Genomic DNA, 26,469 nt, shown 5'->3' on the forward strand with positions numbered 1-26,469 from the left:
TAATTCGTGGCAAAAAAATTTTTAAGAACTACAAGACAGCATCGAACAGCCAACCTTGGTTCTAGCCCAATCTGGACGTTTTGCAAACCATTTTTCAGATTCGGACTGTTCATCATACGGATTTTTCAAAAGCTGAAATAATTCATCAACCAAAGAATAATCCTCTTTATCTGCAGCATCAATCGCTAATTGCGCCATATAGTTTCGAAGGACGTATTTTGGATTAATTTGATTCATTTTTTCAGCACGTTCTTCATCCGAAAGCTCTTCTGTATTTAATCTTTTCAGATAAACGGTAAACCATTTTTGCCAAGCATCAAGAATGTTTTCTCTTATTTCTTCAGGGATATAAAATGCATATTCAATTTTTTCGAATGCTTGTTCTACAGAATCCTCTTTTTTAATTTTACTAAGATTTCTAAAGAAGATAGTCATATCAGTTTCGGATAACTGCAAAATTTCCTCTAAACCTTTTATGATTTTATCATCAGCTTCGCTCGAAGTAAATATTCCTAATTTACTTAAAAACATTATTTTGTAATCATTCTCAAAATCAATTATAAAAGAGTCTAAGATTTTTTCAAGAGGCGTTGCTTCATTAATTAACGGATAAAGCGCATTTGCCAATTGAAATAAGTTCCATTGCGCCACTTGAGGCTGATTTCCGAAACGGTATCTTCTGTTTTGACTGTCTGTTGTATTTGGAGTCCAATCTGGATCATAATTTTCCAGCCAACCATACGGACCATAATCAATCGTGATTCCATGAATCGACATATTATCAGTATTCATTACGCCATGCACAAATCCGACGCGCTGCCAATGCAAGATCATTTCACGCGTTGTATCAGCCACTTTCTGAAAGAATTGCAGGTATTGCTCTTTTGGTTCTCCTATGATTTCAGGGAAATAATGCTTAATGGTGAATTCTACAAATTGCTTAAGATTTTTTAGCTCATTTCTCGCCGTAAGCATTTCGTAGCTTCCAAAACGAATAAACGACGGAGCAACACGACAAACTACTGCGCCTTTTTCATAAGCTGGATTTCCGTTATACAAAACATCCCTTAAAACCTGATCTCCTGAAAGAGCAAGTGATAGCGATCGAGTAGTAGGAACGCCCAAATAATGCATTGCTTCGGCACATAAATATTCTCTAATTGAAGAACGCAAAACAGCCAAACCATCTGCAGTTCTAGAATACGGAGTTTTTCCTGCGCCTTTTAATTGAAGTGTATAAAATTGATTGTTGCTTTCAACTTCTGTTAAATTGATTGCGCGGCCATCACCTAATTGTCCAGCCCAATTTCCAAATTGATGTCCTGCATAACACATGGCATAAGGTTGCGTTTCTGGTAGAATTTCTTTTCCAGAAAAAACGTCCAAAAACTCTTCCGATTGGATTTCGTCTTTAGAGATTCCAACCAATTCAGCCACTTCTTCTGAAGCATGAATCAATTTTGGATTTGAAGGTTTTGTGGGATTTACATATGAAAACAGCGTGTTTTTAACTTGACGAACTTCATTTGTCAAATCTGGATCTGCTGGTAATTCGGCAGTAAATCGATTATTTATTTTAAGATTTTTCATTTTGTGTCTTTCTTATTTTTGCCATAGATTAAAAGGATTATTTAGATTTCTCTTTTTAAAAATCATTTTAATCTGTGTAATCTGTGGCAAAAAACTTTTATCCAATCAATCGGTCAGCGTACATTTTTTTAAGTTTTTGAATTTTTGGATCAATTACCACTTGGCAATACCCAGCTTCTTGATTCTCATTGTAATAGTTTTGATGATAATCTTCGGCTTCATAAAAAACTTCAAAAGGTTTTAATTGCGTTACAATTGGATCTGCATAAGCAGGCTGTACTTCTTCGAAGACTTTTTCTGCAATTTCTTTTTGCAAGTCATCGTGATATAAAATTATCGAACGGTACTGAGTTCCGCTATCGCCGCCCTGACGATTTAAAGTTGTCGGGTCATGACTTGTCATGAAAATGAAAATTAAGTCATGATATGAAATTATGTCAGGGTTGAAAGTCACTTGAATCACTTCTGCATGTCCTGTTCTTCCTGTACACACTTCACGATAAGCGGGATTCTTTATAAATCCGTCTGAATAACCCGATTTTATTGATTCTACACCTTTTAAACGCTGAATTACAGCTTCTATACACCAAAAACATCCGCCACCAAAGGTAGCTACAGATAAATTTCCCATAAATAATACTTTCTTTAAAGTTTAATGCCTATTAATTCGATAGGATATTATGATAATTTATTAAAAAAAAGTTGTTTTAACTAAAAATACCAAACGGTAATATAGTGTTTGAAGTTTACTATTGATAAATTCGCAATTTTATAAAAAACTATATATATTTGCAACCAAACACAAGGCACAACTAATGAATAGCAAAAATAGTACCATGACACTGGAAACTTATTTCCAGAAATTTAGACAGAATATTGTCGGTATAAATCAAGAATTTACTTCACCTTATGGCAGAAAATCAATAATTTACACAGATTGGACTGCCAGCGGAAGATTGTATCGTCCGATTGAGGAAAAACTATTAAATCAGTTTGGGCCTTTTGTAGCCAATACACATACTGAAACTACTGTATCTGGTACTGCTATGACAAAGGCATACCATCATGCAAGACATATCATTAAGCGTCATGTAAATGCAAATAATGATGATGTTTTAATTACTGATGGTACTGGAATGACGGGAGTTATCAATAAATTCCAGCGTATTTTAGGATTGAAGATTCCTGAGAACTTAAAAAGTTTTACGAATGTTCCTGCAGAGAAAAAACCTATTGTTTTTATTTCTCATATGGAGCACCATTCTAATCAGACTTCTTGGTTAGAGACTATTGCTGATGTTGAAATTATTCCGTCTTGCGAAAAAGGTCTTTTTAATTTAGAAAACCTTGAAGCTTTATTGGAAAAATATAAAGATAGAACTATCAAAATTGCTTCTATAACTGCTTGTTCAAATGTTACAGGTTTAAGAACTCCTTTTCATGGTGCAGCAAAATTGATGCACCAATACAATGGTGTTTGTTTTGTTGATTTTGCCTGTTCTGGACCTTATGTAGAAATTGATATGCATCCAGCGGATCCAGAGGCTTATTTGGATGCTATTTTTATGTCGCCTCATAAATTCTTAGGAGGACCTGGAACTTCTGGAGTTTTAATTTTCAATAAGAAATTATACAACAATATGATTCCTGATTGTCCAGGAGGAGGAACAGTAAGTTGGACAAATCCATGGGGAGAACATAAATATATTGATAATATTGAGGATCGTGAAGATGGCGGAACTCCTGGTTTTCTACAAGTTATTAAGACAGCTTTGTCTATCGAACTAAAAGAAGAAATGGGAATTGAAAACATCATGGAGCGTGAACACGAAATTGTTGATTATGTTTTCTCTGAATTAGAACCTATTTCGAATATTAAAATTTTAGCTGGACAGCACAAAGAACGTTTGGGTGTAGTTTCATTCTTTATTGATGATCTTCACTTTAATTTAGGAGTTAAAATCTTAAATGATCGCTTTGGAATTCAGACTAGAGGAGGATGTAGTTGTGCAGGAACTTATGGACACTATTTACTGCATGTTGATCAGGAAACTTCAAATAAATTGGTTAATGAGATTACTATTGGTGATTTAATTAAAAAACCGGGATGGATTAGAATGTCAATTCACCCAACAACTACTGATGAAGAAATTACTTTTGTTTGTAACAGCATTAAAGAATTAGCAGCAAATCATAAAGAGTGGGCTTTGGATTATTCTTATGATAAAAATCGTAATGAGTTTATTCACAAAGACGCTACTTCGTTTGAAGAAGAATTGGTTGAAAGCTGGTTTAAATCTTAGATTTTACTAAAAAGCCAATAAAGATTTTTTATCCACAGATTATACTGATTAACGCAGATTTTTTAAATCCTTTTAATCTTTTTAATCTGTGGCTAATTTTTTTAACGCAGAGAACGCTAAGTTTTTTTAAAGCTTTTCTGGTTATCTGTGTGGTTATTGAGATAGCAAAGCTATAAACCCGACAGGTTTTTGAAACTTGTCGGGTTTTATTTTTATTTTTATTTTTTATTAAAAGAAAATTAAATGTTTTGAAACTGTTTCAGAGCAGAAAGAGCTTGCGATTGCACTTTTTTCTGAAAGAAACCAGTCCATCCTAATAAATAACCGGTAAGACCAAAGGCTTGTTTAGACCATTTCCAAACGTCAAAATTGTCAGTATGTTTGATAATTAATCCGTCTTGAAAAACAAACTCGGCTGAAATTTTATTAATGACTTTTCTGTTTGTTTTGCTAAAATTATAAGTAGCTATCCAATTTGCAGAACCAGTAGAATCATCTGCTTTTACATTTGAAAATTCAATTTTTAAATTTCCTTTACTTTTCAAAAGCAGCATTTCCCACATTTTAGAAACCTGTTCTTCTTTTAATAAACCAAAAGCTGGATCTATAAAATGAACTTTCGGATGATAGCATTCGCTCATCGTTTTGGCATCAGCATTCGCAAAAGCAGTGTAAAATTTTGTAATTAAGGCTTCATTTGAGTTCATAAAGAAATATTTATGTTAAATATAAGATTTATTAGATTAAAAAATCACTATAAAACACTAATTTCTTTAGCTGTATCAAATGTTTTTTTAGATTTATCAAATGCCGTCGAGAAATATTTTACTTTGCTATAAGCAGTAAAATGTCCAGTTAGATTTCCTGAAATATCTGGGCCGCCAGCAATGATGAATCTTATGGCATAAATATCAGTTTTTTTAAGCTTCAGCCATTCTGATGGAGTAAAATAATAGTAAGCAGTTGTTTTTCCGTCTGCAGATTCTTTTACATTTTTATCTGTACAGGCAATAACATCGGCATTTGTCAAATCAACGTAAACGCCTCCAGCAATTTTTGCTTTGTCGCTTGCTGTAGAAATGGTTAGTTTTAAAATACCGCCTTTGTCAGTTTTTGCTATCTGTACATTTATCTCACCAGAATAAGCATATTTCTCGCAGATAAAAGTATATTCTTGTGTTGCTGAATATGGCGCAGAACCTTTTACACTCATAGTTTGCTGTGCAGAAGCAAATGTTGAAATAAATAATAAAAGAAGAAGCGGTAGTTTAAAATTCATAAGTACTATAATTTATTGATCGGCTAATTTGGCATCAAATTTTTCATCCCAATCCATAGATTTTATGGCCGAAATGAGATTGTCTTCATTTACAAAAATGCGCAATTCTTTATTGGCAACTTTTTTGGTGTATAAAGCATGATAGCGGTAAATGACTTCATGTTTGGTTTTGTAAACTCCATCTAATTTTAAATCTATAAAACTTCCGTAGTATTGTCTAAATCTTTGGCAGGTTTTGGTTAAACGCTCTTCTGTAGTGTTTTCCATAACCGTTTTAGTTACTTCAGTTTCATTAAAAGGTTTAAATTTTGAAGTATTACAAGTTTCTAAAACTCTTTTTCCTAAATCATAGGCTTTACGCTGCTGATTTGCATTTATATCTGCTCCAGAAACTTTTTTAATTTTTAAATCTTCAGTATCTCTACTTACGGTTTTAGATTTACATCCAATTAATAACAACAAACATATAATCAATCCTGCTTTCTTCATAACTATTTAAGTAATTTTTAATAATAAGTTAGGATCGGGACAATTTTCGATATAGTAGTTTAGGTCTTTTGTATTGCAGACTCCAGGATAATCTCCCCAATAATCTCCGATATTATGGATGATTTGAAAATGGACATGAGGAGCATAATCGCCATTTACTGAGGCATCTCCTAAAGCAGCAATCTTTTCACCTTTCTTAAAAAGGTCTCCGATCTTTAAGTTCTCTATACTTTCTAACGATAAATGTCCGTATAAAGTATAAAATTTTTCATTTTCTACTTCGTGCTCCAATATAATAGTGGGACCGTAGTCGCCTAAACCAATATTATTTTTAAAACTATGCACTTTACCATCCAGAGCAGCAAGAACGGCAGTTTCAACTTCTGCCCATAAATCTAGTCCGATATGAATATTGCGTTCCGGTTTTGAAGCGTTTAAGAAAATAGGACTTCTTTGATACAAAAAGCGTCCTTCTATGTAACCTCCAAATGCAACTTTGGCATTGTTTTCTTTTAGAAATTTTGAAATATATTTCTCAAAATCTTCTGAGGTATCTAATTTCTGATTTACCAATTCTTGATTCGAAACCGATAGATTTAACGGCGTGTATTCAGAAATATTAATTGAGGCATCAATAACTTTTGTAGGCGGTAGGGAATTTAAGATTGAGGCGAGGGGTTTCATAAAATTAAGCTACTTTATTTATAATTATTAATTCATTATGCACTTCAATGCGGGGCAGCATTTTTGTTTTATACATTTTCGGATTCACTTCAGAAACATATTTTCTATTTCTAACATTATGTGCTTCGTCCAAAATCATGGTATTGAATAAAACAAAGCCATCATCTTTTAAAAGCATACAAACTCTATCGACAAAAAACTTTTCGAATAAAAAATTTGGCATATTAGTATCTTCAAAAATGTCTATAATAATAAGGTCATATTTCTCTTTCGTTTTCAGAACAAATTCAAAAGCATCATCAATAATTACTTCTAATTGTTTAATTTGGTTTAAGTTGAAATATTGATTGGCTATCTGAATCATTTCTGGATCAATTTCAACGCCTGTTATTTTTTCTTTGTATGCAATTTCATCTACCAATGTTTTAACTACGCTTCCGCCAGCAACTCCTAGCAGAAGAATATGCTCCATTTCAAGAATTTTATCGTATCCAATATTTCGAAGTCCATATCGCAATATACGCTGTAAACTTCCGTATGAATAATTTGTGTTTTCAGTGTCCAATACTAATTCGCCATTTGCCCAAGTAACTTCGATCATTTTGCTTCTGGCTGATTTTTTCTTAAATATTTTTATTGGAATTATGTAACTGAAAAATTTTCGAATCATTTTTTATGCTTTTACTCAAATTTACCATTAAATCTTTTATTTTGCATCAAATATTAAATCTTTCATGAAAAAACTATTATACAAATTCATCTTTTACAAGCTAATGGGCTGGAAGATAGTGGGAATGGAGAATGCTGAAGTAAAAAAATGCGTATTAGTAGTGATGCCTCATACAAGTAATCATGACTTTTACATTGGTCTTTTTACCCGAGGCATATCTGGTTTGCAGATGAATTTTGTAGCAAAAAAGGAATTATTTAGATTTCCTTTTGGTTTTTATTTTAAAAATGTAGGCGGAGAACCATTAGATCGTTCGGGCGGATTAAATAAAGTGGATGCAATTGCTTCGATTTTTAATAGAAAAGAAATCTTCCGTTTGGCAGTTGCTCCAGAAGGAACTAGAAAAAAAGTAAGTGAGATAAAAACAGGATTCTATTTTATAGCGCTTAAAGCGAATGTGCCAATTGTTCCCGTTGCTTTTGATTGGGGCAAAAAAGAAGTAAATCTTGGTAAGCCATTTATGCCAACCGGAAATTATGAAGCCGATTATGAAATTTTGAAAAAACACTACGAAGGAGTTTTAGGTAAAATTCCTGAAAACGGCATTAAACTGTAATTTCTGGGAATTTTTCCAAACACGTGAGAATCGCATATTTGAAAATTTTCTGTACAAAGGGTCAAATACGCGCTAATTTTTGCATTAAGGAGAGTAGGCTTTAAAAGTACCATTTTTATAGAATAAGACGATTTTTTCTATTTCTTCGTCTTCCAAATTAAAATTTACATTTTTTGGAGTTGCTGATTTTTTTGTTTCTCTATTTTCTGCTTCATTATTTATTTCTAAGCCCGAGAATAAATCACTGCCAATATTCTGATTTGGTAAAGAAGGAAGAGGAGAGTGCTCGATTGGAATAACTTCTTCATTTGTATTTTTTGGAAAATTTCCTTTTCCCATCAAAATCCAATATAAGTCTACATCTGGAAAAACTTCCAAAATTTTCATCACAAAATCTAAACTGGGTTTATTTCTGCCAGACAAAAGATGAGACATACTAGAACGTTGCACTCCAATTTTATCGGCAAAAGCGGATGCATTTAAACCATGATACTCCAATACAGTTTCAAGTCTTTTTACAAAATCATCTATGTTTACCATTGTAAATTTTTGTTTTAAAATCACTCATTTACAAATGTAAACAAAAAGAGCAAATACTTCTAAGTATTTGTTGTAATTTTAATTTAGGTTCAATTTTATGTTAAATTTAAAATTGAAATAAATATTTGTAATTAACTGAAATATATTAATTTATAAGTGTATTTATATTTTAAAAGACTCAATTAAAAAGAGTTATCCCAAATTGTCATAAATCTTCCTAAAAACTGTTTACAATTCTAAATTATTATTTTTTTCTACAGTTTACAATTGTAAAAATAAAGATGTTTACTTTTGTAAACTAATTGAAACGCAATGAATTTAGAACAGCTTTTTATACAATACAAAGAACAATCTATCTCTGGCAGATATCTTACTTTAGATCATATAAAACCACTTTTAGAGAAGTTAAATACAAATGGACAAGTAAAGATTATTGGTACATCTGTTCTTGGAGAACCTATATATAGTTACCAAATCGGAACAGGAAAAACGCGTGCTTATTTATGGTCGCAAATGCACGGAAACGAAAGCACAACAACAAAAGCCTTATTTGATTTCATTAATTTGCTGAATGACGATACCGATTTTGCTAAACAAATGCTGAATACTTTCACATTTTACTGCATTCCGATGCTTAATCCTGACGGAGCAAGGCTTTATACTAGAGCAAATGCAAACGGAATTGACTTAAATCGTGATTCACAAGATTTGACTCAGCCTGAAAGTAAAGTTTTACGTGAGGTATTTGAGCAGTTTAAACCTGACTTCTGCTTTAACTTGCACGATCAGCGTACCATATTCGGGGCAGGGACGACAGGAAAACCTGCAACCGTATCTTTTTTAGCGCCATCATATAATGAAGAAAGAGAAGTAAATGACAATAGATTAAAAGCGATAAATATCATTGCTGGAATCAATGAAGAGCTTCAAAAATATATTCCTGGACAAGTTGGACGTTTTGATGACTCCTTCAATATTAATTGTATAGGAGACACTTTTCAGTTTTTAGGCGTTCCAACCATCTTATTTGAGGCAGGACACTTTCCAGAGGATTACGAGAGAGAAATCACTAGGAAATTCATATTTTTCGCGTTAATTTTAAGCTTTAAACTCATATCCGAAAACGATTTAGTTAGCAATAGATTTTCCGAATATTTGAATATTTCACAAAATAATGTGGTTTTTTATGATTTTATGTATAAAAATGTCAAAATAAATTATGATGGTATCGAAATTATTACGAATTTTGTCGCACAATACAAAGAAGAATTAATCGAAAATAAGATTCATTTTAATGCTTACATAGTAGAAGTAGGTGAGCTGGAAAATTATTTTGGTCATTACGAATACGACGCAAAAGGCGCAGAATATTCGGACGATTTCCAAAACTTTCCTAAAACGGGTCAAAAAGCAAATTTTTATTTAAATAAAAATGTTAAATTTGTTAACGGATTAATAAAAAGTTAATTTTTATGTGAATTTGTTGTTTTTTATATATAATTTTATACTTTGTAATAGCAATTAGTAATATTAATTAAACAATTATGAGTAAATTTCGTTTAGATGAAGTAGATCACCAGATTTTAGATATGTTAATAGACAATACGAGAGTTCCGTTTACTGACATTGCAAAAAAACTATTGATATCTGCTGGTACAGTACACGTTAGAGTTAAAAAGATGGAAGATGCCGGTATCATCATGGGATCTTCATTAGCCTTAGATTACGATAAATTAGGTTATTCATTTATTGCTTATGTAGGGGTTTTTCTTAATAATACATCTCAAACTAAATTTGTATTAGAGAGAATCAATCAAATTCCATTCGTAACTGTAGCTTCTGTAACCACAGGGAAATTCAACATCTTTTGCAAAATTAGAGCAAAAGATACTAAGCACGCGAAAGAAGTTATCTTTATGATTGACGATATTGATGGTGTTTACAGAACAGAAACAATGATTTCATTAGAGGAAAGTATAAACGATAAAAAGCGTTTGATGCATACTATTTTCAAAAATATGTAAGAACTTTTCTTGAATGCTATATTAAAATATAACCTCAAGTTTATTCTTGGGGTTTTTTTATGACTAATTAACCAACCAACTATAACACGATTATGTATACGTTGCCAAAAATTGAACGTTTTAATCAAGACGTTCTCTCGAAATACCACATTTATAATAGTGTTTTTATAACATTACCCTTTGATTCTATAGATAATACAGGAGTTTTACTTCCTTTATTTACAGAAACTTGCGAAACAGGTTTTAAAAAACAAGAAACACCAAAAGAAATCGTCGATTTCTTCTCAAATAAATTCTTAAGCAACGCTTCTGAAGAAGAAAAAATCGATCTTATGTTTCGATTTATTCAATATATAGAGCGTCAAATTGTATTATTTGATGCTATCGAAGATGCAGCTTTTCCAGAAGTTAACAACATGGAAGGACGTGGATCTCTTCGTGATATCAAAGAGAAATCTGATGCAAAAGAGAAAGATGACGAATTAAGTGAATTTTTAGAAAGTTTCAATGTTCGTACTGTTTTAACAGCGCATCCAACGCAGTTTTATCCTGGTCCTGTATTAGGAATTATAAATGATTTGACAGAAGCAATTCGTCAAAATGATTTGCTGCAGATTAAACAATTACTAGCTCAATTAGGAAAAACGCCTTTCATTCAGAAAGAAAAACCAAATCCTTATGATGAAGCAGTAAGTTTAATTTGGTACCTAGAAAATGTATTTTATGCTACAGCAGGAGAAATTGTACACTATCTTCAAAAAAATATATTAGAAGGAAATCCGATTCAAAACCAATTAATTAAACTTGGTTTCTGGCCAGGAGGTGATCGTGATGGAAATCCTTTTGTCACTACAGACATTACGCTTAAAGTTGCTGATCGTTTACGAACTTCAATTTTAAAGTGCTATTATGTGGAAATGAGAAACTTAAAGCGTAAGCTAACTTTTTCTGGTGTAGATGATTTAGTAGCCGAACTTGAACATAAACTTTACCGTTCTGTATTCTATTCTAAAGGTGATATTTTCATCACATTAGAGGAATTATTGACGCAATTAAACAAAATTCGAACTATAATTATTGAGAAACATCAATCTTTATATTTAGATGAGTTAGATGCGCTTTTAGTAAAAATCAACTTATTCGGATTCCATTTTGCAACTTTAGATATTCGTCAGAATAGTAAAATTCATAACGCTGTTTTCAAAGATGTTGTAAACTATTACTTGAATTCTGGTTCGGATATTTTTCCAAAAAATTATTTCGAATTGACAGAAGATCAAAAAATTAATATTTTGTCGAAAGTTAAAGGAAATCTAAATCCTAGTGATTTTGAAAATGAAATTACAAGATATACTTTAGAATCTGTACAAGCCATTAAAACGATTCAGCAAAATAATGGTGAAGAAGGAGCAAATCGTTATATTATTAGTAATAACGAAAGTGCTTTGAACGTTATGGAAACTTTTGCCATGATTCGTTTGAATAATTGGGAAAAACCAACAGTAGATATTATTCCGCTTTTTGAGTCTGTAGACGATTTACAAAATGCTCATACGATTATGGAGCAATTGTACACGAATCCAGAATATGCTAAACATTTGAAATCAAGAGGAAACAAACAAACAATTATGCTTGGATTCTCTGATGGAACAAAAGATGGTGGTTATTTAATGGCAAACTGGAGTATTTATCAAGCTAAAATTTCGTTGACTAAAATTTCTAGAGAATACGGAATTAAAGCAATTTTCTTTGATGGTCGTGGGGGACCTCCAGCTCGTGGTGGTGGAAAAACTCACAAGTTTTATGCTTCTCTTGGTCCAAAAATTGAAAACAACGAAATTCAAATTACAGTTCAAGGTCAAACAATCAGTTCTAATTTTGGAACTTTAGATTCTTGCCGTTATAATATCGAAAACTTATTAAGTGCTGGTGTTACCAATCAAGTATTTAGTAAAGAGAAAAACGAATTAACCGCAGAAGAAACTCAAATTTTGACTGATTTGGCTAATCTGGGTTATGACAAATATTTAAGCTTTAAAAATCATCCAAAGTTTATTCCGTATTTAGAAAAAATGAGTACGCTGAAATATTACTCAAAAACCAATATTGGAAGCCGTCCTTCTAAAAGAAGTAAATCTGAATCATTAGATTTTGCAGATTTAAGAGCGATTCCGTTTGTAGGTTCATGGAGCCAGTTAAAACAAAACGTTCCTGGATTCTTTGGAGTTGGTTCAGCATTGAGACATTTTGAAGAAACTGGACAATGGGACAAAGTAAGTGATTTGTATCATAATTCATTATTTTTCAAAACATTACTTGAAAATAGTATGATGTCATTAGCAAAATCATTCTTGCCATTAACAGCTTACATGAAAAATGATGCTGAGTTTGGTGAATTCTGGCAGATTATCTATGATGAATTCTCAGAAACAAAACGTCTTTTATTGAAAATTGCTGGACATAAGACTTTAATGGAAAATTATCCTGATGGTATTGCTTCAATTCAGATAAGAGAGCGCATTGTTTTACCGTTATTGACTATTCAGCAATATGCTTTATTGAGAATAAATGAGTTAAATAAAGCGGAAAAACCGAATGAAGAATTGGTTAAAGTTTATGAGAAAATCGTAACCAGATCATTATTTGGAAATACTAACGCAAGTAGAAATTCAGCTTAAAATATAAAAAATGAGAGCATCAGAATTATTAGAAACTGAATATTCAGGCCATTTTGGTACTTATATCAAAGCGGCAGGAGATGGAATTTTGATTGAAGACTTAGAAATCTCTCTTCACGAGTTTATTCGATTTGTTCAAAATATTCCAATGGATAAATTTGATTATCGTTATGCAGAAGGCAAGTGGACAATCAAAGATATTATTCAGCATGTTATAGATACAGAACGAATTTTTGCTTATCGCGCTTTACGTTTTTCAAGAAATGATAAAACGCCTTTGCCAAGTTTTGAAGAAAATGATTATGCAGATAATACAGATTCAAACAAGAGAAGCATTCAAGATTTGCTTACTGAATTTTCGGCTGTAAGACATTCAACTTTATTGTTTTACAAAAGCTTATCTGATGAACAGCTAAAAAGAATTGGAACGGCATCTAATAATCCAATTTCTGTTCGCGCTTTAGGTTTTGTCATGATTGGACATCAAAAACACCATCAGAAAGTTTTTGAAGAAAGATATTTGTAAAAAATGAATATTTGAAAATATAAAATCCCAAATTCCAATTTCGTTGGAGTTTGGGATTTTTTGTTGATTTTGCATTCAGTAAACCCGACAGGTTTTAAAAACCTGTCGGGTTTGGTGCCTACTCAATCTTTGTGGAATTTCTAGTGTGATCTTTCCTTCGTCAAGATGACACAAACTTATTTAAGTTTTTTCTCCAAAAAAGCCAAACCAAATCGGATTTTATCATAAGACATTTTCTCTTCAAAATAATCGAAGTAAGGTCTTAATGCGCTTGGGTTTTCTAATTCTGTCTTAGCTTTTCCAATTTGGAGTATTTCATCTTCCGAAACAAATTGACTTAAATCTAAATCGTGACCGTCAACATATAATTTTGCCAAATGCGAAATAATTGTAGTTGAACTTAAGTCTCGCTGTTCTGCTATTTCTTCTACAGAAACTCCATTTTGAAATAATTCTAAGGTTTTTTTATAGGTATTGTCTTTTTTCTCTTTTTTGACGACAGATTTATTTCTTTCAAATTCGATAATTGCTTTGATGAAATCCGCTCCGTATTTTTCCAATTTTGCTTTTCCGACACCTTCAACAGCAAGAAACTCTTCATCACTCATTGGTCGCAAGATTTCCATTTGGCGTAAAGAAGCATCGCTAAAAATAACATAAGCAGGAACTTCTTCTTCTTGAGCAATTTCATAACGCAATTTGCGAAGTGTTTCAAATAGAGAGTTTTTAGCTGCTTTTGGTTTGACTTCCTTAATTTCTGCTTTATCAATCGTTTTCTTAAAAACTGTCGTCAATTTCACTTTTTCGCCTTCAAATAAAACTTTCTTTGCAAAAGGAGTAAGGAGGATTTTATTATGCTGGTGAAAAGCAATTTCACAATATCCTAAATTGATTAGCTGAATAAGATATTGATTCCAGTCGTACCACGAAACATCAGCGCCAATTCCGTACGTTTTTAGCTCTTGATAATTTCTCTCGTAGATATACGCATTTCTCGAGCCTCTTAAAAAATCGACAATTACGGCCAATGGTTCAGATTCTTTTAAACGAACAATAGCAGACAAAGCTTTTTGCGCGAGAATCGTCCCATCGAAAAAAGTTGGCGGATTTTTGCAAATATCGCAGTTTCCGCAATTCTCAGTTACCAATTCGCCAAAATAAGATAATAGAATTTTTCTTCGACAGCTTACAGCATCAGCATATTGCTTCATACGATCTAATTTTGCAAGCTGAATATCTGAATTAAGTCCTTCTGAAGCAAATTTCTGCAATTGAATCACATCGGCATAACTTTCAAATAGAACCGTTTCGGCAGGAAGACCATCACGTCCGGCACGTCCAATTTCCTGGTAATATCCTTCAATATTTTTTGGAAGATTATAATGAATTACCCAGCGAACATTCGATTTATCAATTCCCATTCCAAAAGCAATTGTAGCGCAAACTACTTGACAGTCATCATTTATAAATTGATCCTGAGTTTTAGCGCGAGTTTCATTGTCCAAACCAGCATGATACGCTTTAGCCGAAATACCGCTCTTTTTTAATTTCTCAGCAAGTTCTTCAGTTGTTTTACGGCTTAGACAATAAATTATTCCCGATTCATTGGGTTTATTTTCAATAAAATCTATTATTTGTTTCACACGGTCTAAAGCAGGACGGACTTCTAAACTTAAATTTTTACGATCAAAAGAAGCAATAAACGTTTTTGGATTCTTAAGATTCAATTGTTTAGATATGTCAGTACGTGTTGCTTTATCGGCTGTAGCGGTCAAAGCTAAGATTGGGGTAGAAGGGAATCGGCTTTTTAAATATCCTAAATTGGTGTAAGCAGGTCTAAAGTCATGCCCCCAAGATGAAATACAGTGCGCTTCGTCTATTGCGATCAAACTAATATTCAGCTCGTTAAAAGCCATGTCTAAATAAGAAAGACTTTCGGGAGCGATATAAACTAATTTAAAATGATTTGATTTTAAGTTGTCTATATAGTATTGCTGTTCTTGTGATGATTGAGAACTATTAATAAAACAGGCAGATATTCCGTTGGTTTTCAAGCTATCAACTTGATCTTTCATTAAAGCAATCAAAGGTGATATTACAACTGTAATTCCAGGCAAGATTAAAGCTGGAAGCTGAAAACATATTGATTTTCCTCCGCCAGTAGGCATAATTGCTAAAGTGTCTTGTCCAGACAATATCGTGTTGATTATGGTTTCTTGATTTGGTCGGAATTTTTCGAAACCAAAATTCTCTTTTAATGTAGCGTGTAAAATTTCTGAAGTCATAGGCGTATATTTTTTGTTTAAGATTTAAAAGTAAAAATAATCCTATAAAAACAAAAATATAATTTGTTGAATTTGTATTGCATTATTATAAAAAAAGGAACTCCAGATAGAGTTCCTTTTATTTATTGAAAAGAAGATGTATTAATCTTCATCTTCTTCGTCTTCATCATAATCAGTGTCAGCTTTGTCATCATCATCGTCATCGTCATCGTCTCCACCATCAGAATCTGGTTTGTCTTGATTATCATCATCTTCGTCATCATCATTGCTAATGTCATCATCAAGATCCATACCTTTAACTGGTGCAATTGCATCTACATCAACATCTAAATCATCATCTTCATCGTAGTTTTCAATTCTGTCAGCAAGTTTAGTACTAATTTTAACTAAGTAAATAGTGTCTTCAGTACGAACTTCTACAGCTTCAACCAATTCGTTTTTAGCATTTCTAAAACGGATTACATCCGAATCATCATAACCATCAGGAAATTTTTCAACCAAAAGGTTTAAAATTTCGTTGGTAAGTTTGGCGTAGTCTACTATAACTCTTTTCATAAATTATCTTATAAATCTAATAAGTATGCAAAAATTAACGGAGCAACAATTGTAGCATCCGATTCAATAATAAATTTTGGGGTTTTTATATCTAATTTACCCCAAGTGATTTTTTCATTTGGAACTGCCCCAGAGTAAGAACCGTAACTAGTTGTTGAATCTGAGATTTGGCAGAAATAACTCCAAAATGGAACATCGTGCATTTCCATATCTTGGTAAAGCATTGGCACTACACAGATAGGGAAGTCACCAGCGATACCACCACCGATTTGGAAGAATCCAATTCCGTTTGAACTGTTTTTAGAATACCAATCCGCAAGGAAAGTCATGTACTCAATTCCAGATTTCATGGTAGATGCTTTTAAATCTCCTTTAATTACGTATGAAGCAAAGATGTTACCCATTGTACTATCTTCCCATCCAGGAACGATAATTGGTAAATTTTTCTCTGCAGCTGCATACATCCAGCTATCTTTTAGATCAATTTCGTAGTATTCTTCTAAAACGCCAGATAACAACATTTTATACATAAATTCGTGTGGGAAGTAACGCTCACCTTTGTCGTCAGCATCTTTCCAAATTTTGTAAATGTGTTTTTGTAAACGACGGAAAGCTTCATGTTCAGGAATACAAGTGTCAGTAACACGGTTTAATCCTCTTTCTAATAAAGCCCATTCGTCTTCTGGTGTCAAATCACGGTAGTTAGGAACTCTCTCGTAGTGAGAATGAGCTACTAAATTCATGATATCTTCTTCTAAGTTTGCTCCAGTACATGAAATAATATGCACTTTGTCTTGTCTGATTACTTCGGCAAAAATTTTACCAATTTCTGCTGTACTCATTGCGCCAGCCATACTTACCAGCATCTTTGCACCATCGGCTAATTGCTGCTCGTATGCTTTTGCTGCATCTACTAATGAAGCAGAATTAAAATGCAAATAATGTTTTTCAATAAACTGACTGATTGGTCCTTTCATTTTTTTGTTTTTTTTGAATTAAAAAGTTTAACCTTTTTGGATGTTAATGCAAATTAAGAATTTTTTAAGAAAAATTATAACTTAATCTGCCGTTTTTTTACACCTTTTTTTTGTAGCCTAGAATCTTTAAAACATCGTCTGAAGTCTGTTGTTCTGAGAAAACCTCAGTTGCCAGAATTCCATTTTCGTCACGATCAATTAAAATATGTTTAGGCTGTGGAATCAAACAGTGGTGTAGACCGCCGTATCCTCCAATTGTTTCTTGATAAGCCCCAGTATTAAAGAATCCGATATACAAAGGTTTCTCTTTGTTGTATTTAGGCAAATAAATGGCGTTCATGTTTTGTTCAGAATTGTAATAATCGTCACTATCACAAGTCAGACCTCCTAACAGAACCCGTTCGTAAGTATCATTCCAGCGATTGATAGCCAGCATAATAAAACGTTTGTTTATAGCCCAAGTATCTGGTAAAGTGGTAATGAAAGATGAGTCAATCATATTCCATTTTTCTCTATCATTTTGTTGTTTTTGATACAAAATCTGATAGATTGCACCACCGCTTTCGCCTACTGTAAATGAACCAAATTCCGTAAAAATATTTGGAACATCAACTTCAGCTTCATCACAAGCAATTTTAATCTGATTGATAATTTCATCAATCATATATTGATAATCATATTCAAAGGCAAGTGAGTTCTTAATTGGGAAACCACCACCAATGTTCAAACCGTCAAGAGTAGGGCACTCTTTTTTAAGAGCAATGTATACTTTAATACATTTTACAAGCTCATTCCAGTAATATGATGTATCGTTAATTCCAGTATTAATGAAAAAGTGAAGCATTTTCAGCTCTAATTTATCATTCTCCTGAATTTGTTTTTTATAAAACGAAACTATGTTTTTATAACCAATACCCAATCTTGAAGTATAAAACTCAAATTTAGGTTCTTCTTCAGCAGCAATACGGATTCCGATTTTGAATTTTCCTTTAATTTCTGCTTGAAGCAAATCTAACTCTTCATAATTATCAATAATCGGAATAGTGTTTTTATGTCCGTTGTTGATTAATCTACCAATGTTAGTAATGTATTCATCTCTTTTAAAACCATTACAAATTACATATGTACTTTTGTTGATTTTACCGTTTTCTAATAAATTCTCGACAATATTAACATCAAAAGCAGACGATGTCTCGATGTGAATGTTATTCTTGAAAGCTTCATTCATAATATATTCAAAATGAGAGCTTTTTGTACAATAACAATAGTAATATTTAGCGTCGTATTTATTCTTTTCCATTGATTTTCTGAACCATGCTTTTGCTTTGTTGATGTTTTCAGAAATCTGAGGCAGGTAAGTAAACTTTAATGGCGTTCCATATTGTTCTACCAATTTCATCAAATCGATATTGTGAAACAATAGGTTGTCTTTGTTCAGTTTAAATTCCTCTTGTGGAAAGTAGTATGTTTGGTTTATTAGATCAGAATATTTTGTATTCATTTATTTATCAATGTTTAGAGATTGTAATTTTAATTTAATTTTAGGCTTCTGGGGACTTAATCTTAAATTCAAACTCTAATATTGGCAAATATAATAGGCAATTTTTCATGCTCCGCTTTTGTACATTGGAAAACATCAAAACAAAAAGGGCTTTTACTATTATAAAAACGGTTCAACATTCTTAATAAAGAACTGTTGAGTCTGTTTCTGTAAGAGCTAAAGTGTCTTTGCTGCTTGTTTGTTTTCATGGGGCAAATGTAAAAAATAATATATACCAAATGCAACGCTTTTGATTAAAAAAAGTTTAAGATTTATAATCCTCAAACGCCTCTAGAATCAATTTATTTTCAACGGATTGGTTAATTTTTATTTTTCCGATTCCTTCAATCAACGCAAATTGAATTAAACCGTATTCATTTTTTTTGTCGTGAATTAACAATTCTAAGATTGGATCGATGTCATTTTCCTCAAAAATTACATCGTCATATATATCTTTAATAACTGCTTTTATTTCTCTGTATTCTTCTTTAGAAATTAATCCTTTTTGAAGCGAAATATAACTTTCTAATATCATTCCGACTGCAATCGCTTCTCCGTGCAGTAAAGTTGTTTTTTCTTCACTTTCTAAGAAATAGCCTTCAATAGCGTGTCCTAACGTATGTCCGAAGTTTAGGGCTTTACGTATATTTTTCTCTGTTGGGTCCTGAATAACAATTTCATTCTTAATTTCTACAGAACGATAAATCAATTGATCTAACTCATCAAAAACAATAGACTTTAAATCTGAAAACTGTCTCCAATACGGCGCATCATATATTAAACCATGTTTAAGCATTTCAGCTAAACCAGAACGCATTTCGCTTTGCGGTAAAGTTTCCAAATACTGCGTATCAATTAATACCATTTGAGGTACATTGATTACTCCAATTTGATTTTTAAGGTTTCCTAAATCAACTCCAGTTTTCCCTCCAACAGAAGCATCAACCATAGACAGTAGAGTAGTGGGGATATTGATAAAATTTACGCCTCTTTTAAAAGTAGAAGCAACAAAACCTCCTAAATCTGTAACAACACCGCCACCTAAATTAATAATAAGTGATTTTCTGTCAGCACCAAGTTCTGTTAAAATATTCCAGATTTCAATACAAGTTTCGATATTTTTATTTGCTTCTCCAGCTTCAAACTCTATGATTTCGATTGCTAAATCTGTTTCCAAAATTGGAATAAATTTTGACAAACAGTATTCATTAGTTTGATCATCAACAATTATAAATATATTAGAATATTTACTTTCTTTTAAATGTTTATTTAAAGCTTCGTAAGCATTCTCATTAAAATGTACGAGGTAATTATTGGCTTGAATAGATTGCATAATTCTTTAGTTAATTGAAAGCGCAAAAATAAGGCATTTTTAACTAAATAATATTCAAACTTTAATTCTAATTTGTTTTATTATTTGATTGCTAAAAAAAGAAAATTATTTACATGTATTTTCCAATACTGACTCAGCATTAGGATATTTTTTATTTTTGGAAATATTTAAATATTTGCATGCATTATTCTTGTCACTAACATTTAAATAGGAGATTGCTAAAAAATATTCTGTTTTTCCATCATTTAAACCTGGATATTTTAATGCATTTAATAAACAATTGATAGCTTTTTCATATTGCCTAATTTTAAGATAATAGAAACCAATGTTTTGAAAAGCGTATATGTTGTTGGGATCAATTTTTAAAGCCTTCTGATACGACTTTAAAGCTTGATCTAGTTTTTTTTCATCTTCAAATTTTTGACCGATTGTTATGTAATCGGCAATCAAAAGATCCCTTTTGCGTTTATTTGCTATTTCTTCCTCAGATTTAGTATTTTTAATATTTGTTTCTAATTGTTTTTCACTGATATATTTCTTATTTTTTGAAATATTAAAATATTTGTCTGCACTTTCATTATTTCTGATTGCCAAATAACTCATTCCTAAATAAAACTCTGTTTTTCCATCATTTAAACCTGGATATTTTAATGCATCTACTAAAAAAGATATTGCTTTTGTATACTCTCCTCTATTGTAGTAATAAAAACCTATATTTTGTAATGCATAAACGTTCTGTGAGTCAATTTTCAATGCATTCTCATACATCTCTAAGGCTTCTTTAAATTTTGATTGTCTCTCAAAAGTTTGCCCTTTAACAATATAATCTATTACAAGATGGTATTTTTTTTGTTTATTTAACATACTATCCTTAGGAAAGACCTTCAACCCCTTATCTATAAAACGCATTAAATTTTTATAATTGTAACCAGAAGACTGAAGCCCATTTGCTGCTTGAATCCAGGTTTCACTCATAGGTCTATAGGAATTAAACAAAGTATGTTCTTTTAGTATTTCTAAAGTATCTTTTCTGGAAATCGCATAATTTATAGAAGACTTATACATGCCATAATTTCTTGGGCGCAAATAGAATGCTTGTTTTGAATATATGTAAGCACTATCTAAATTTTCTTTGTATCTAGAAATAACACTCTTATAAAATTCTATACGCCCATTATAGCCATTGATCTTAGATGCCCTAGAAAAACATTTCAGAGCCTTACTATATTTTTTTTCACGTATATAATAGATTGCAGCATATTCATAAAATGATTCAGAACTGCTTAAAACATTTGGAAAAACAGGCATTCTTCTGACAACTTCATCACCAGTGAGCACACCTTTTTCATTCATATTTATATCATCAGTTGCAATTAGGTATTCTAAATTCGACGCTTTGTAAATTAAATAAGCAGAATAACTTGTCATTAAAGAAATTAAAATCAAAATTATGGGTAAAAACTTAACTTTAAAATTATTGATAACTTGTACATTATCAAATGTTTTGAAATTATTTAAAAGACTTAAAGCTAGCAGCAAACTGAAAAAGATTGCCATAGTGGGTCTATACATTGGAAAATTAAATAATGAATCCAATCCGTATACAATAAGTAGCATTAACCCTAGAACTGCTATCTCTTGAGATTCCTTGTCGATAGGCTTAATTATACTTTTTACATTAATAAATAAAAGAAAAACAAATATTGAAAAATATATTATTCCATTAATTATTCCAGTTTCTGCAAGTATTTCAAGAAAATCGTTATGAGCATGTAATGAAACATTTGAATCATTACTAGTCGTTCTTTCGTAAGGAATGGACTCTATCTGATAATTTCCCAAACCAATTCCAAAAACTGGATTTTTTTTACTCATTTTCAGAACATTGTTCCAGAATACAAGACGTGCTTTCGAAGATTCATCTTCTGTATTAATTTTACTAACTCTATTCTCTAAAGAAACATATCTTCCTGTATTTTTTGATTTGCTGAATATTGAATTTGAAAAAATTACAGCTAGCAATATTGGAATTGCTATAAATAAGACTTTAATGAAAGTTGTTTTTTTTACAGTAGATTTTCTAAAAAGAAATACGATATAAACTATTGACAGTAAAAATATATTGATCAATGCTGTTCTTGCCCCAGTCAAAAATATTATAGTTGTGACAGAAAAAAGTGTAATAGTAAAAAATAATCTTCTATAATTTGTAAAATGATAAATAGCCAAAAGTATAAACGGTACTTTTATTGTCAAACTGGCAGCAAGTATATTTATATTTCCAGTATTTCCTTTCATTCCGTTTAAAAGGGTAATTATATCAGTTTGTTTAGGTGTTATTACAAATTGAGCCAATTGTTGCCAAGCTTGCAAAAATGCGCTGATAGAAACAACAAAGGCTATTTTATATATTAAGTCTAACTTGTTTTTGAGAAGAATCAAAAGATTTATAAACAAACAAAATATGATTAATATCTCTGTAATTTTTGTAAAAACAAGCGAAGTATTTTTAGCAACAAAATAAGATATTGCACAGAAAAAAATGAAAAGAAGATAAAATTTTATGATCACATTTTTCTTTAACAAAAGAAAAATGTCTGGAGATATCAAAAATGAATTGCTATAAAAAAAAAAATACCAATAAGTAGGTTTAAAAGTGATAAATAGAAAAATTGCGGATTAATTATTTCTAAACTTTTAAAATAAGGAAAGAAATCTATTATTAACAGTAAGCTTATAAAAATTATAACTATCGAATTAGGAAAAACACCTTTTTTTCTTACTTCATCCAATATGTTTTTAATAGTAATATCTTTCATTGCTTTATTTTTTTTGCAAAAATAATAAAACAAAAGTAAATTCCTACTTTTTATTTTATCGAATTGATTCAATCAATTATTAAAATGGAAAAATATGATACCAATTTATGAATAATATTCAAAACACTCTATATCTTTGCATCAAAACTAAATTTAATGGAAAAAATATTCGATAACACCCAAGTGGCATTTTCACTTAAAAGCGATACAGAACTTGACAGGGCTTATTTTCTTTTCAAAATGATAGACAGTGAGCCTTTAGTAAGAATAGGTACTGCTGTAACTAATTTTGCAATTAAAGCTCATTTACCAGTAGAGGGATTAATCCGTGCAACTGTTTTTGACCATTTTTGCGGTGGTGTAAACGAGAATGACTGCCTAACTGTGGTTGACAAAATGTTTACAAAAGGAGTTTCTTCTGTTTTGGATTATTCTGTTGAAGGAAAAGAAGAAGAGGAGCAATTTGATGCTGCATTGGAAATGACATTAAGAACAGTGGATTTTGCTAAAGAACGTTTGGCAATTCCGTTTGCTGTTTTCAAGCCAACTGGTTTAGGGCGTTTTGAATTGTACGAAAAATTAGGAGAGAAACAAACTTTAAATCCAGCTGAACAAGCAGAATGGGATAGAGTTGTAGCTCGTTTTGACAAAATATGCAGTGAAGCGCACAAAAAAGATGTTGCATTATTAATTGATGGTGAAGAAAGCTGGATGCAAGATGCTGCTGATGATTTGGTGACTGATATGATGCGTAAATACAATAAAGAAAAAGCAATTGTATTTAACACTTTACAAATGTACCGTTGGGATCGTTTAGATTATTTGAAGAAACTTCATGAAGTTGCTAAAACTGAAGGTTTTTATATTGGAATGAAGTTGGTTCGTGGTGCTTACATGGAAAAAGAGAACAAAAGAGCCGAAGAAAAAGGTTATGTTTCTCCAATCTGCGTTTCTAAAGAAGCTACAGACGTGAACTATGACAGTGCTGTACAATATATGTTGGAGCATCTTGATAAAATGGCCATTTTTGCGGGAACTCATAACGAATTGAGCTCTTACAAATTAATGGAAATGATGGCGCAGAAAGGAATCGCTAAAAATGATTCTAGAATCTGGTTCGGACAATTGTACGGAATGAGCGATAATATTAGTTATAACTTAGCTGAGAATGGCTATAATGTTGCGAAATACTTACCATTTGGACCTGTAAAAGATGTTATGCCATACTTGATTCGTCGTGCAGAGGAAAATACTTCTGTAGCCGGACAAACAAGCCGCGAATTATCTATGATTAAAACTGAACGTAAACGCAGAAAAGGAAAATAATTTTTAGTCTTAAGCCTTAGTTTGCATTTAAAATAAAAAAAGCTCCAATTAATATTGGAGCTTTTTTATTGAAATTTGCATTTTATAAAAATGGAATTTCCTTTTAAGAGTTGCTAAACTGCAAGTTGCTTAAATTTTTATAAATTCCGTTTTCGAGGTTTATTAATTCTTGATGTGTTCCTTCTTCAGAAATTTTTCCGTTATCTAAAACTAAGATTTTGTCTGCATTTCTAATTGTCGAAAGACGATGCGCAATGATAATACTTGTTCTTCCTTCCATTAACACTTCTAATGCTTCCTGAACTAATTTTTCGCTTTCGCTGTCTAAAGAAGATGTAGCTTCATCTAGAATCAAAATACTTGGGTTTTTAAGTAAGGCTCTTGCAATCGCAATACGCTGACGCTGACCTCCAGAAAGTTTAACGCCACGTTCTCCAACCAAAGTTTCGAATTTTTCAGGGAAGCCATCAACAAAATTAAATGCGTTGGCTTGTTTTGCAGCTTGTATAATTTCTTCATCAGTAGCATCTGGTTTTCCGTATGCGATATTTTCTCTAATGGTTCCTCCAAATAAAATTACATCCTGAGGCACAATACTCATATTGCCGCGAAGATTTTCTAAGTCATAATCGTAGATATTTTTGCCGTCTACTGTAATTTCTCCAGAAGTAATATCGTAAAAACGCAGCAGAAGAGAAGAAATAGTCGATTTTCCGGCGCCACTAGGACCAACAATTGCTATTTTCTGACCAAACTCAGCTGAGAAGTTTACATCTTTCAAAACTTGTACTTCTTGACGGGTAGGATAACTAAAAGCTACATTTTTGAAAGTAACATTTCCTTTTATCTTTTCCTGATTTTGGCTTGAATCTGAATTGATTTTCTCTGGAGTTTCGTCCAATAATTCAAAAACACGTTCTGTTGCACCAATCGCCTTCTGAATTTGTGCATATAATTCTGCAATTCCGCCAAAAGAAGCGCCAACAAAAGTTGAATATAATACAAACGAAATTAATTGTCCAACGCTCATTTCGCCAGCAATACTCAAACGAACACCGTACCAAACGACAGCTACAATTGCTCCAAATAAACAGAAAATAATAAAAGAAGCAAAATAACCACGGTATTTACCGCCTTTAATAGCCAATTTTACCACTTCGCTGATTTTTCCTTTATAGCGTGCAATTTCGTACCATTCGTTAGCAAAAGCCTTTACAATACTAATTCCTTGCATGGTTTCTTCTACAATTACCTGGCTTTCGGCAACCTGATCTTGTACTTTTTTAGAATATTTTCTAATAAATCGCCCAAAAACAACCGCCGCAATGGCTACTAACGGAACTACAGAAAGCATTAATAAGGTTAATTTGAAGCTTTCTGTTGCCAAAAGAATAACACCGCCTATAATTAAGATAAACTGTCGTAGAAACTCAGCAATTGTAGTAGTTAATGTATCTTGAATCTGTGTAATATCCGCGCTGATTCTGCTGTTTAATTCTCCAACTCTTTTTTGAGAAAAGAAAGTCATTGGCAATTTTACCAGATTGGTATATAAAGCCAAACGTAAGTTTGCCAGTGTATTTTCGGTAAAGTTTACAAATAATGACAATCTGAAAAATGAGAAGAAAGACTGTAGAAACAGAATTACAATTAATCCCAATGCGATTGTATTTGCTTGGTCGTTATCTTTATTTTTTACGCAGTCTACGAGCATTCCCATTAATTTAGGAAAGGCTAGAGCAGTGGCACCAGTAAGCAAAAGAAAAATCAAACCAATGAAGAATTTCCATTTGTGATGTCCTGCATATGTAAAAATTGTTTTTGCTTTGTTAAGTGAAGTAGCCGTTATTTTTGATTTAGGCAAATCATTTTCTTTAAATCGAGCCATTGGAGTATACTATTTTTTAGGTATACAAATGTATAACTAAGTCGAATCACTACAAAGGAATATTAAGAATTACAGGCCTTAATTTAGTTTTTTAACGAAAATATAAGAAAAGAGACAAAAAACTTTATTTTTTAAAGGTTTGAAAAATAGCTTTCTAAATAAAAATGAAAAAAAATATTTCATTTTTTTTCCAAAAAGGCTTGCAAATACAAAATCTAGCTGTACATTTGCACTCGCAATCACAAAATGATAGCAGCCTAGTAAAATAGGGCGATTAGCTCAGCTGGTTCAGAGCACCTCGTTTACACCGAGGGGGTCGGGGGTTCGAACCCCTCATCGCCCACAAA

The 26,469-nt window shown here is 31.8% G+C and carries 22 protein-coding genes and 1 tRNA gene; 8 read left to right on the top strand and 15 right to left on the bottom strand.

What is annotated here, in order from left to right; all coding sequences use genetic code 11:
- Positions 1–21 precede the first annotated feature (21 nt).
- Positions 22–1,590 carry a protein adenylyltransferase SelO gene (locus tag ABXT06_RS19830; RefSeq protein ID WP_354592300.1) on the bottom strand — a complete coding sequence of 523 codons (1,569 nt, stop codon included), beginning with the start codon at positions 1,588–1,590 and terminating at the stop codon, positions 22–24.
- A 97-nt stretch (positions 1,591–1,687) separates the two neighbouring features.
- Positions 1,688–2,221 carry a peptide-methionine (S)-S-oxide reductase MsrA gene (msrA, locus tag ABXT06_RS19835; RefSeq protein WP_354592301.1) on the bottom strand — a complete coding sequence of 178 codons (534 nt, stop codon included), beginning with the start codon at positions 2,219–2,221 and terminating at the stop codon, positions 1,688–1,690.
- A 184-nt stretch (positions 2,222–2,405) separates the two neighbouring features.
- Here msrA and ABXT06_RS19840 point away from each other — a divergent pair, with 184 nt between their 5' ends.
- Positions 2,406–3,893 carry an aminotransferase class V-fold PLP-dependent enzyme gene (locus ABXT06_RS19840; RefSeq protein ID WP_354592302.1) on the top strand — a complete coding sequence of 496 codons (1,488 nt, stop codon included), beginning with the start codon at positions 2,406–2,408 and terminating at the stop codon, positions 3,891–3,893.
- A gap of 239 nt (positions 3,894–4,132) precedes the next feature.
- On the opposite strand, the gene ABXT06_RS19845 is transcribed toward ABXT06_RS19840, so the two are convergent.
- The 5 genes from ABXT06_RS19845 to ABXT06_RS19865 are packed head-to-tail and all read right to left on the bottom strand — an operon-like array spanning position 4,133 to position 7,015.
- Positions 4,133–4,600: a nuclear transport factor 2 family protein gene (locus tag ABXT06_RS19845; protein WP_354592303.1), complete on the bottom strand. Its 468-nt coding sequence runs from the start codon at positions 4,598–4,600 to the stop codon at positions 4,133–4,135.
- A gap of 47 nt (positions 4,601–4,647) precedes the next feature.
- On the bottom strand, positions 4,648–5,172 hold the full coding sequence (locus ABXT06_RS19850) for a hypothetical protein (RefSeq protein ID WP_354592304.1): 525 nt from the start codon (positions 5,170–5,172) through the stop codon (positions 4,648–4,650).
- 12 nt (positions 5,173–5,184) lie between these two features.
- The gene (locus tag ABXT06_RS19855) at positions 5,185–5,661 is read right to left on the bottom strand and encodes a hypothetical protein (RefSeq protein ID WP_354592305.1); all 477 of its coding nucleotides are present in this window, start codon (positions 5,659–5,661) and stop codon (positions 5,185–5,187) included.
- Between the two features lie 6 nt (positions 5,662–5,667).
- Positions 5,668–6,345, bottom strand: coding sequence for a peptidoglycan DD-metalloendopeptidase family protein (locus ABXT06_RS19860; RefSeq protein WP_354592306.1), 678 nt, complete (start codon positions 6,343–6,345; stop codon positions 5,668–5,670).
- Positions 6,346–6,349: 4 nt separating this feature from the next.
- Positions 6,350–7,015 (bottom strand): spermidine synthase, encoded by a 666-nt coding sequence (locus tag ABXT06_RS19865; protein ID WP_354592307.1) that lies wholly within the window; start codon positions 7,013–7,015, stop codon positions 6,350–6,352.
- 64 nt (positions 7,016–7,079) lie between these two features.
- On the opposite strand from ABXT06_RS19865, the gene ABXT06_RS19870 reads away from it, so the two are divergent.
- On the top strand, positions 7,080–7,631 hold the full coding sequence (locus tag ABXT06_RS19870) for a 1-acyl-sn-glycerol-3-phosphate acyltransferase (protein WP_354592308.1): 552 nt from the start codon (positions 7,080–7,082) through the stop codon (positions 7,629–7,631).
- A gap of 84 nt (positions 7,632–7,715) precedes the next feature.
- Here ABXT06_RS19870 and ABXT06_RS19875 read toward each other — a convergent pair whose 3' ends face one another.
- Entirely contained in the window at positions 7,716–8,171 is a 456-nt protein-coding gene (locus ABXT06_RS19875; protein ID WP_354592309.1) for a helix-turn-helix domain-containing protein, read from the bottom strand.
- 312 nt (positions 8,172–8,483) lie between these two features.
- Between ABXT06_RS19875 and ABXT06_RS19880 the strand changes: the two genes are divergently transcribed.
- The 4 genes from ABXT06_RS19880 (at position 8,484) to ABXT06_RS19895 (ending at position 13,399) form a co-directional block, all read left to right on the top strand.
- Complete coding sequence (locus tag ABXT06_RS19880) at positions 8,484–9,638, top strand: M14 family metallopeptidase (protein WP_354592310.1); 1,155 nt, start codon at positions 8,484–8,486, stop codon at positions 9,636–9,638.
- Between the two features lie 77 nt (positions 9,639–9,715).
- Positions 9,716–10,195, top strand: coding sequence for an Lrp/AsnC family transcriptional regulator (locus ABXT06_RS19885; protein ID WP_008468989.1), 480 nt, complete (start codon positions 9,716–9,718; stop codon positions 10,193–10,195).
- Between the two features lie 92 nt (positions 10,196–10,287).
- Complete coding sequence (locus ABXT06_RS19890; RefSeq protein WP_354592311.1) at positions 10,288–12,873, top strand: phosphoenolpyruvate carboxylase; 2,586 nt, start codon at positions 10,288–10,290, stop codon at positions 12,871–12,873.
- Between the two features lie 10 nt (positions 12,874–12,883).
- Positions 12,884–13,399, top strand: a complete 516-nt coding sequence (locus tag ABXT06_RS19895; protein WP_354592312.1) for a DinB family protein — start codon at positions 12,884–12,886, stop codon at positions 13,397–13,399.
- A gap of 176 nt (positions 13,400–13,575) precedes the next feature.
- On the opposite strand, the gene recQ is transcribed toward ABXT06_RS19895, so the two are convergent.
- The 6 genes from recQ to ABXT06_RS19925 all read right to left on the bottom strand — a co-directional run bounded on the left by recQ (position 13,576) and on the right by ABXT06_RS19925 (position 22,675).
- Complete coding sequence (gene recQ, locus ABXT06_RS19900) at positions 13,576–15,684, bottom strand: DNA helicase RecQ (RefSeq protein WP_354592313.1); 2,109 nt, start codon at positions 15,682–15,684, stop codon at positions 13,576–13,578.
- Positions 15,685–15,825: 141 nt separating this feature from the next.
- Complete coding sequence (locus ABXT06_RS19905; RefSeq protein WP_354592314.1) at positions 15,826–16,239, bottom strand: DNA primase; 414 nt, start codon at positions 16,237–16,239, stop codon at positions 15,826–15,828.
- An 8-nt stretch (positions 16,240–16,247) separates the two neighbouring features.
- Positions 16,248–17,216: a deoxyhypusine synthase family protein gene (locus ABXT06_RS19910; protein WP_057117936.1), complete on the bottom strand. Its 969-nt coding sequence runs from the start codon at positions 17,214–17,216 to the stop codon at positions 16,248–16,250.
- A 97-nt stretch (positions 17,217–17,313) separates the two neighbouring features.
- Positions 17,314–18,717 carry a type III PLP-dependent enzyme domain-containing protein gene (locus tag ABXT06_RS19915; protein ID WP_111369071.1) on the bottom strand — a complete coding sequence of 468 codons (1,404 nt, stop codon included), beginning with the start codon at positions 18,715–18,717 and terminating at the stop codon, positions 17,314–17,316.
- A gap of 304 nt (positions 18,718–19,021) precedes the next feature.
- Positions 19,022–20,089 (bottom strand): 3-dehydroquinate synthase, encoded by a 1,068-nt coding sequence (gene aroB / locus ABXT06_RS19920; RefSeq protein ID WP_354592315.1) that lies wholly within the window; start codon positions 20,087–20,089, stop codon positions 19,022–19,024.
- 105 nt (positions 20,090–20,194) lie between these two features.
- Positions 20,195–22,675, bottom strand: a complete 2,481-nt coding sequence (locus ABXT06_RS19925) for an O-antigen ligase family protein (RefSeq protein ID WP_354592316.1) — start codon at positions 22,673–22,675, stop codon at positions 20,195–20,197.
- A 389-nt stretch (positions 22,676–23,064) separates the two neighbouring features.
- On the opposite strand from ABXT06_RS19925, the gene ABXT06_RS19930 reads away from it, so the two are divergent.
- Entirely contained in the window at positions 23,065–24,234 is a 1,170-nt protein-coding gene (locus tag ABXT06_RS19930; RefSeq protein WP_354592317.1) for a proline dehydrogenase family protein, read from the top strand.
- Positions 24,235–24,337: 103 nt separating this feature from the next.
- Here the strand turns inward: ABXT06_RS19930 and ABXT06_RS19935 are convergent, their stop codons facing one another.
- On the bottom strand, positions 24,338–26,122 hold the full coding sequence (locus ABXT06_RS19935; RefSeq protein WP_354592318.1) for an ABC transporter ATP-binding protein: 1,785 nt from the start codon (positions 26,120–26,122) through the stop codon (positions 24,338–24,340).
- A 268-nt stretch (positions 26,123–26,390) separates the two neighbouring features.
- Here ABXT06_RS19935 and ABXT06_RS19940 point away from each other — a divergent pair.
- Positions 26,391–26,465 (top strand) — tRNA-Val (locus ABXT06_RS19940).
- Positions 26,466–26,469: the final 4 nt, after the last annotated feature.

The organism is Flavobacterium sp. UW10123 (genome assembly GCF_040538975.1).
In the GTDB taxonomy this organism is placed as follows: domain Bacteria; phylum Bacteroidota; class Bacteroidia; order Flavobacteriales; family Flavobacteriaceae; genus Flavobacterium.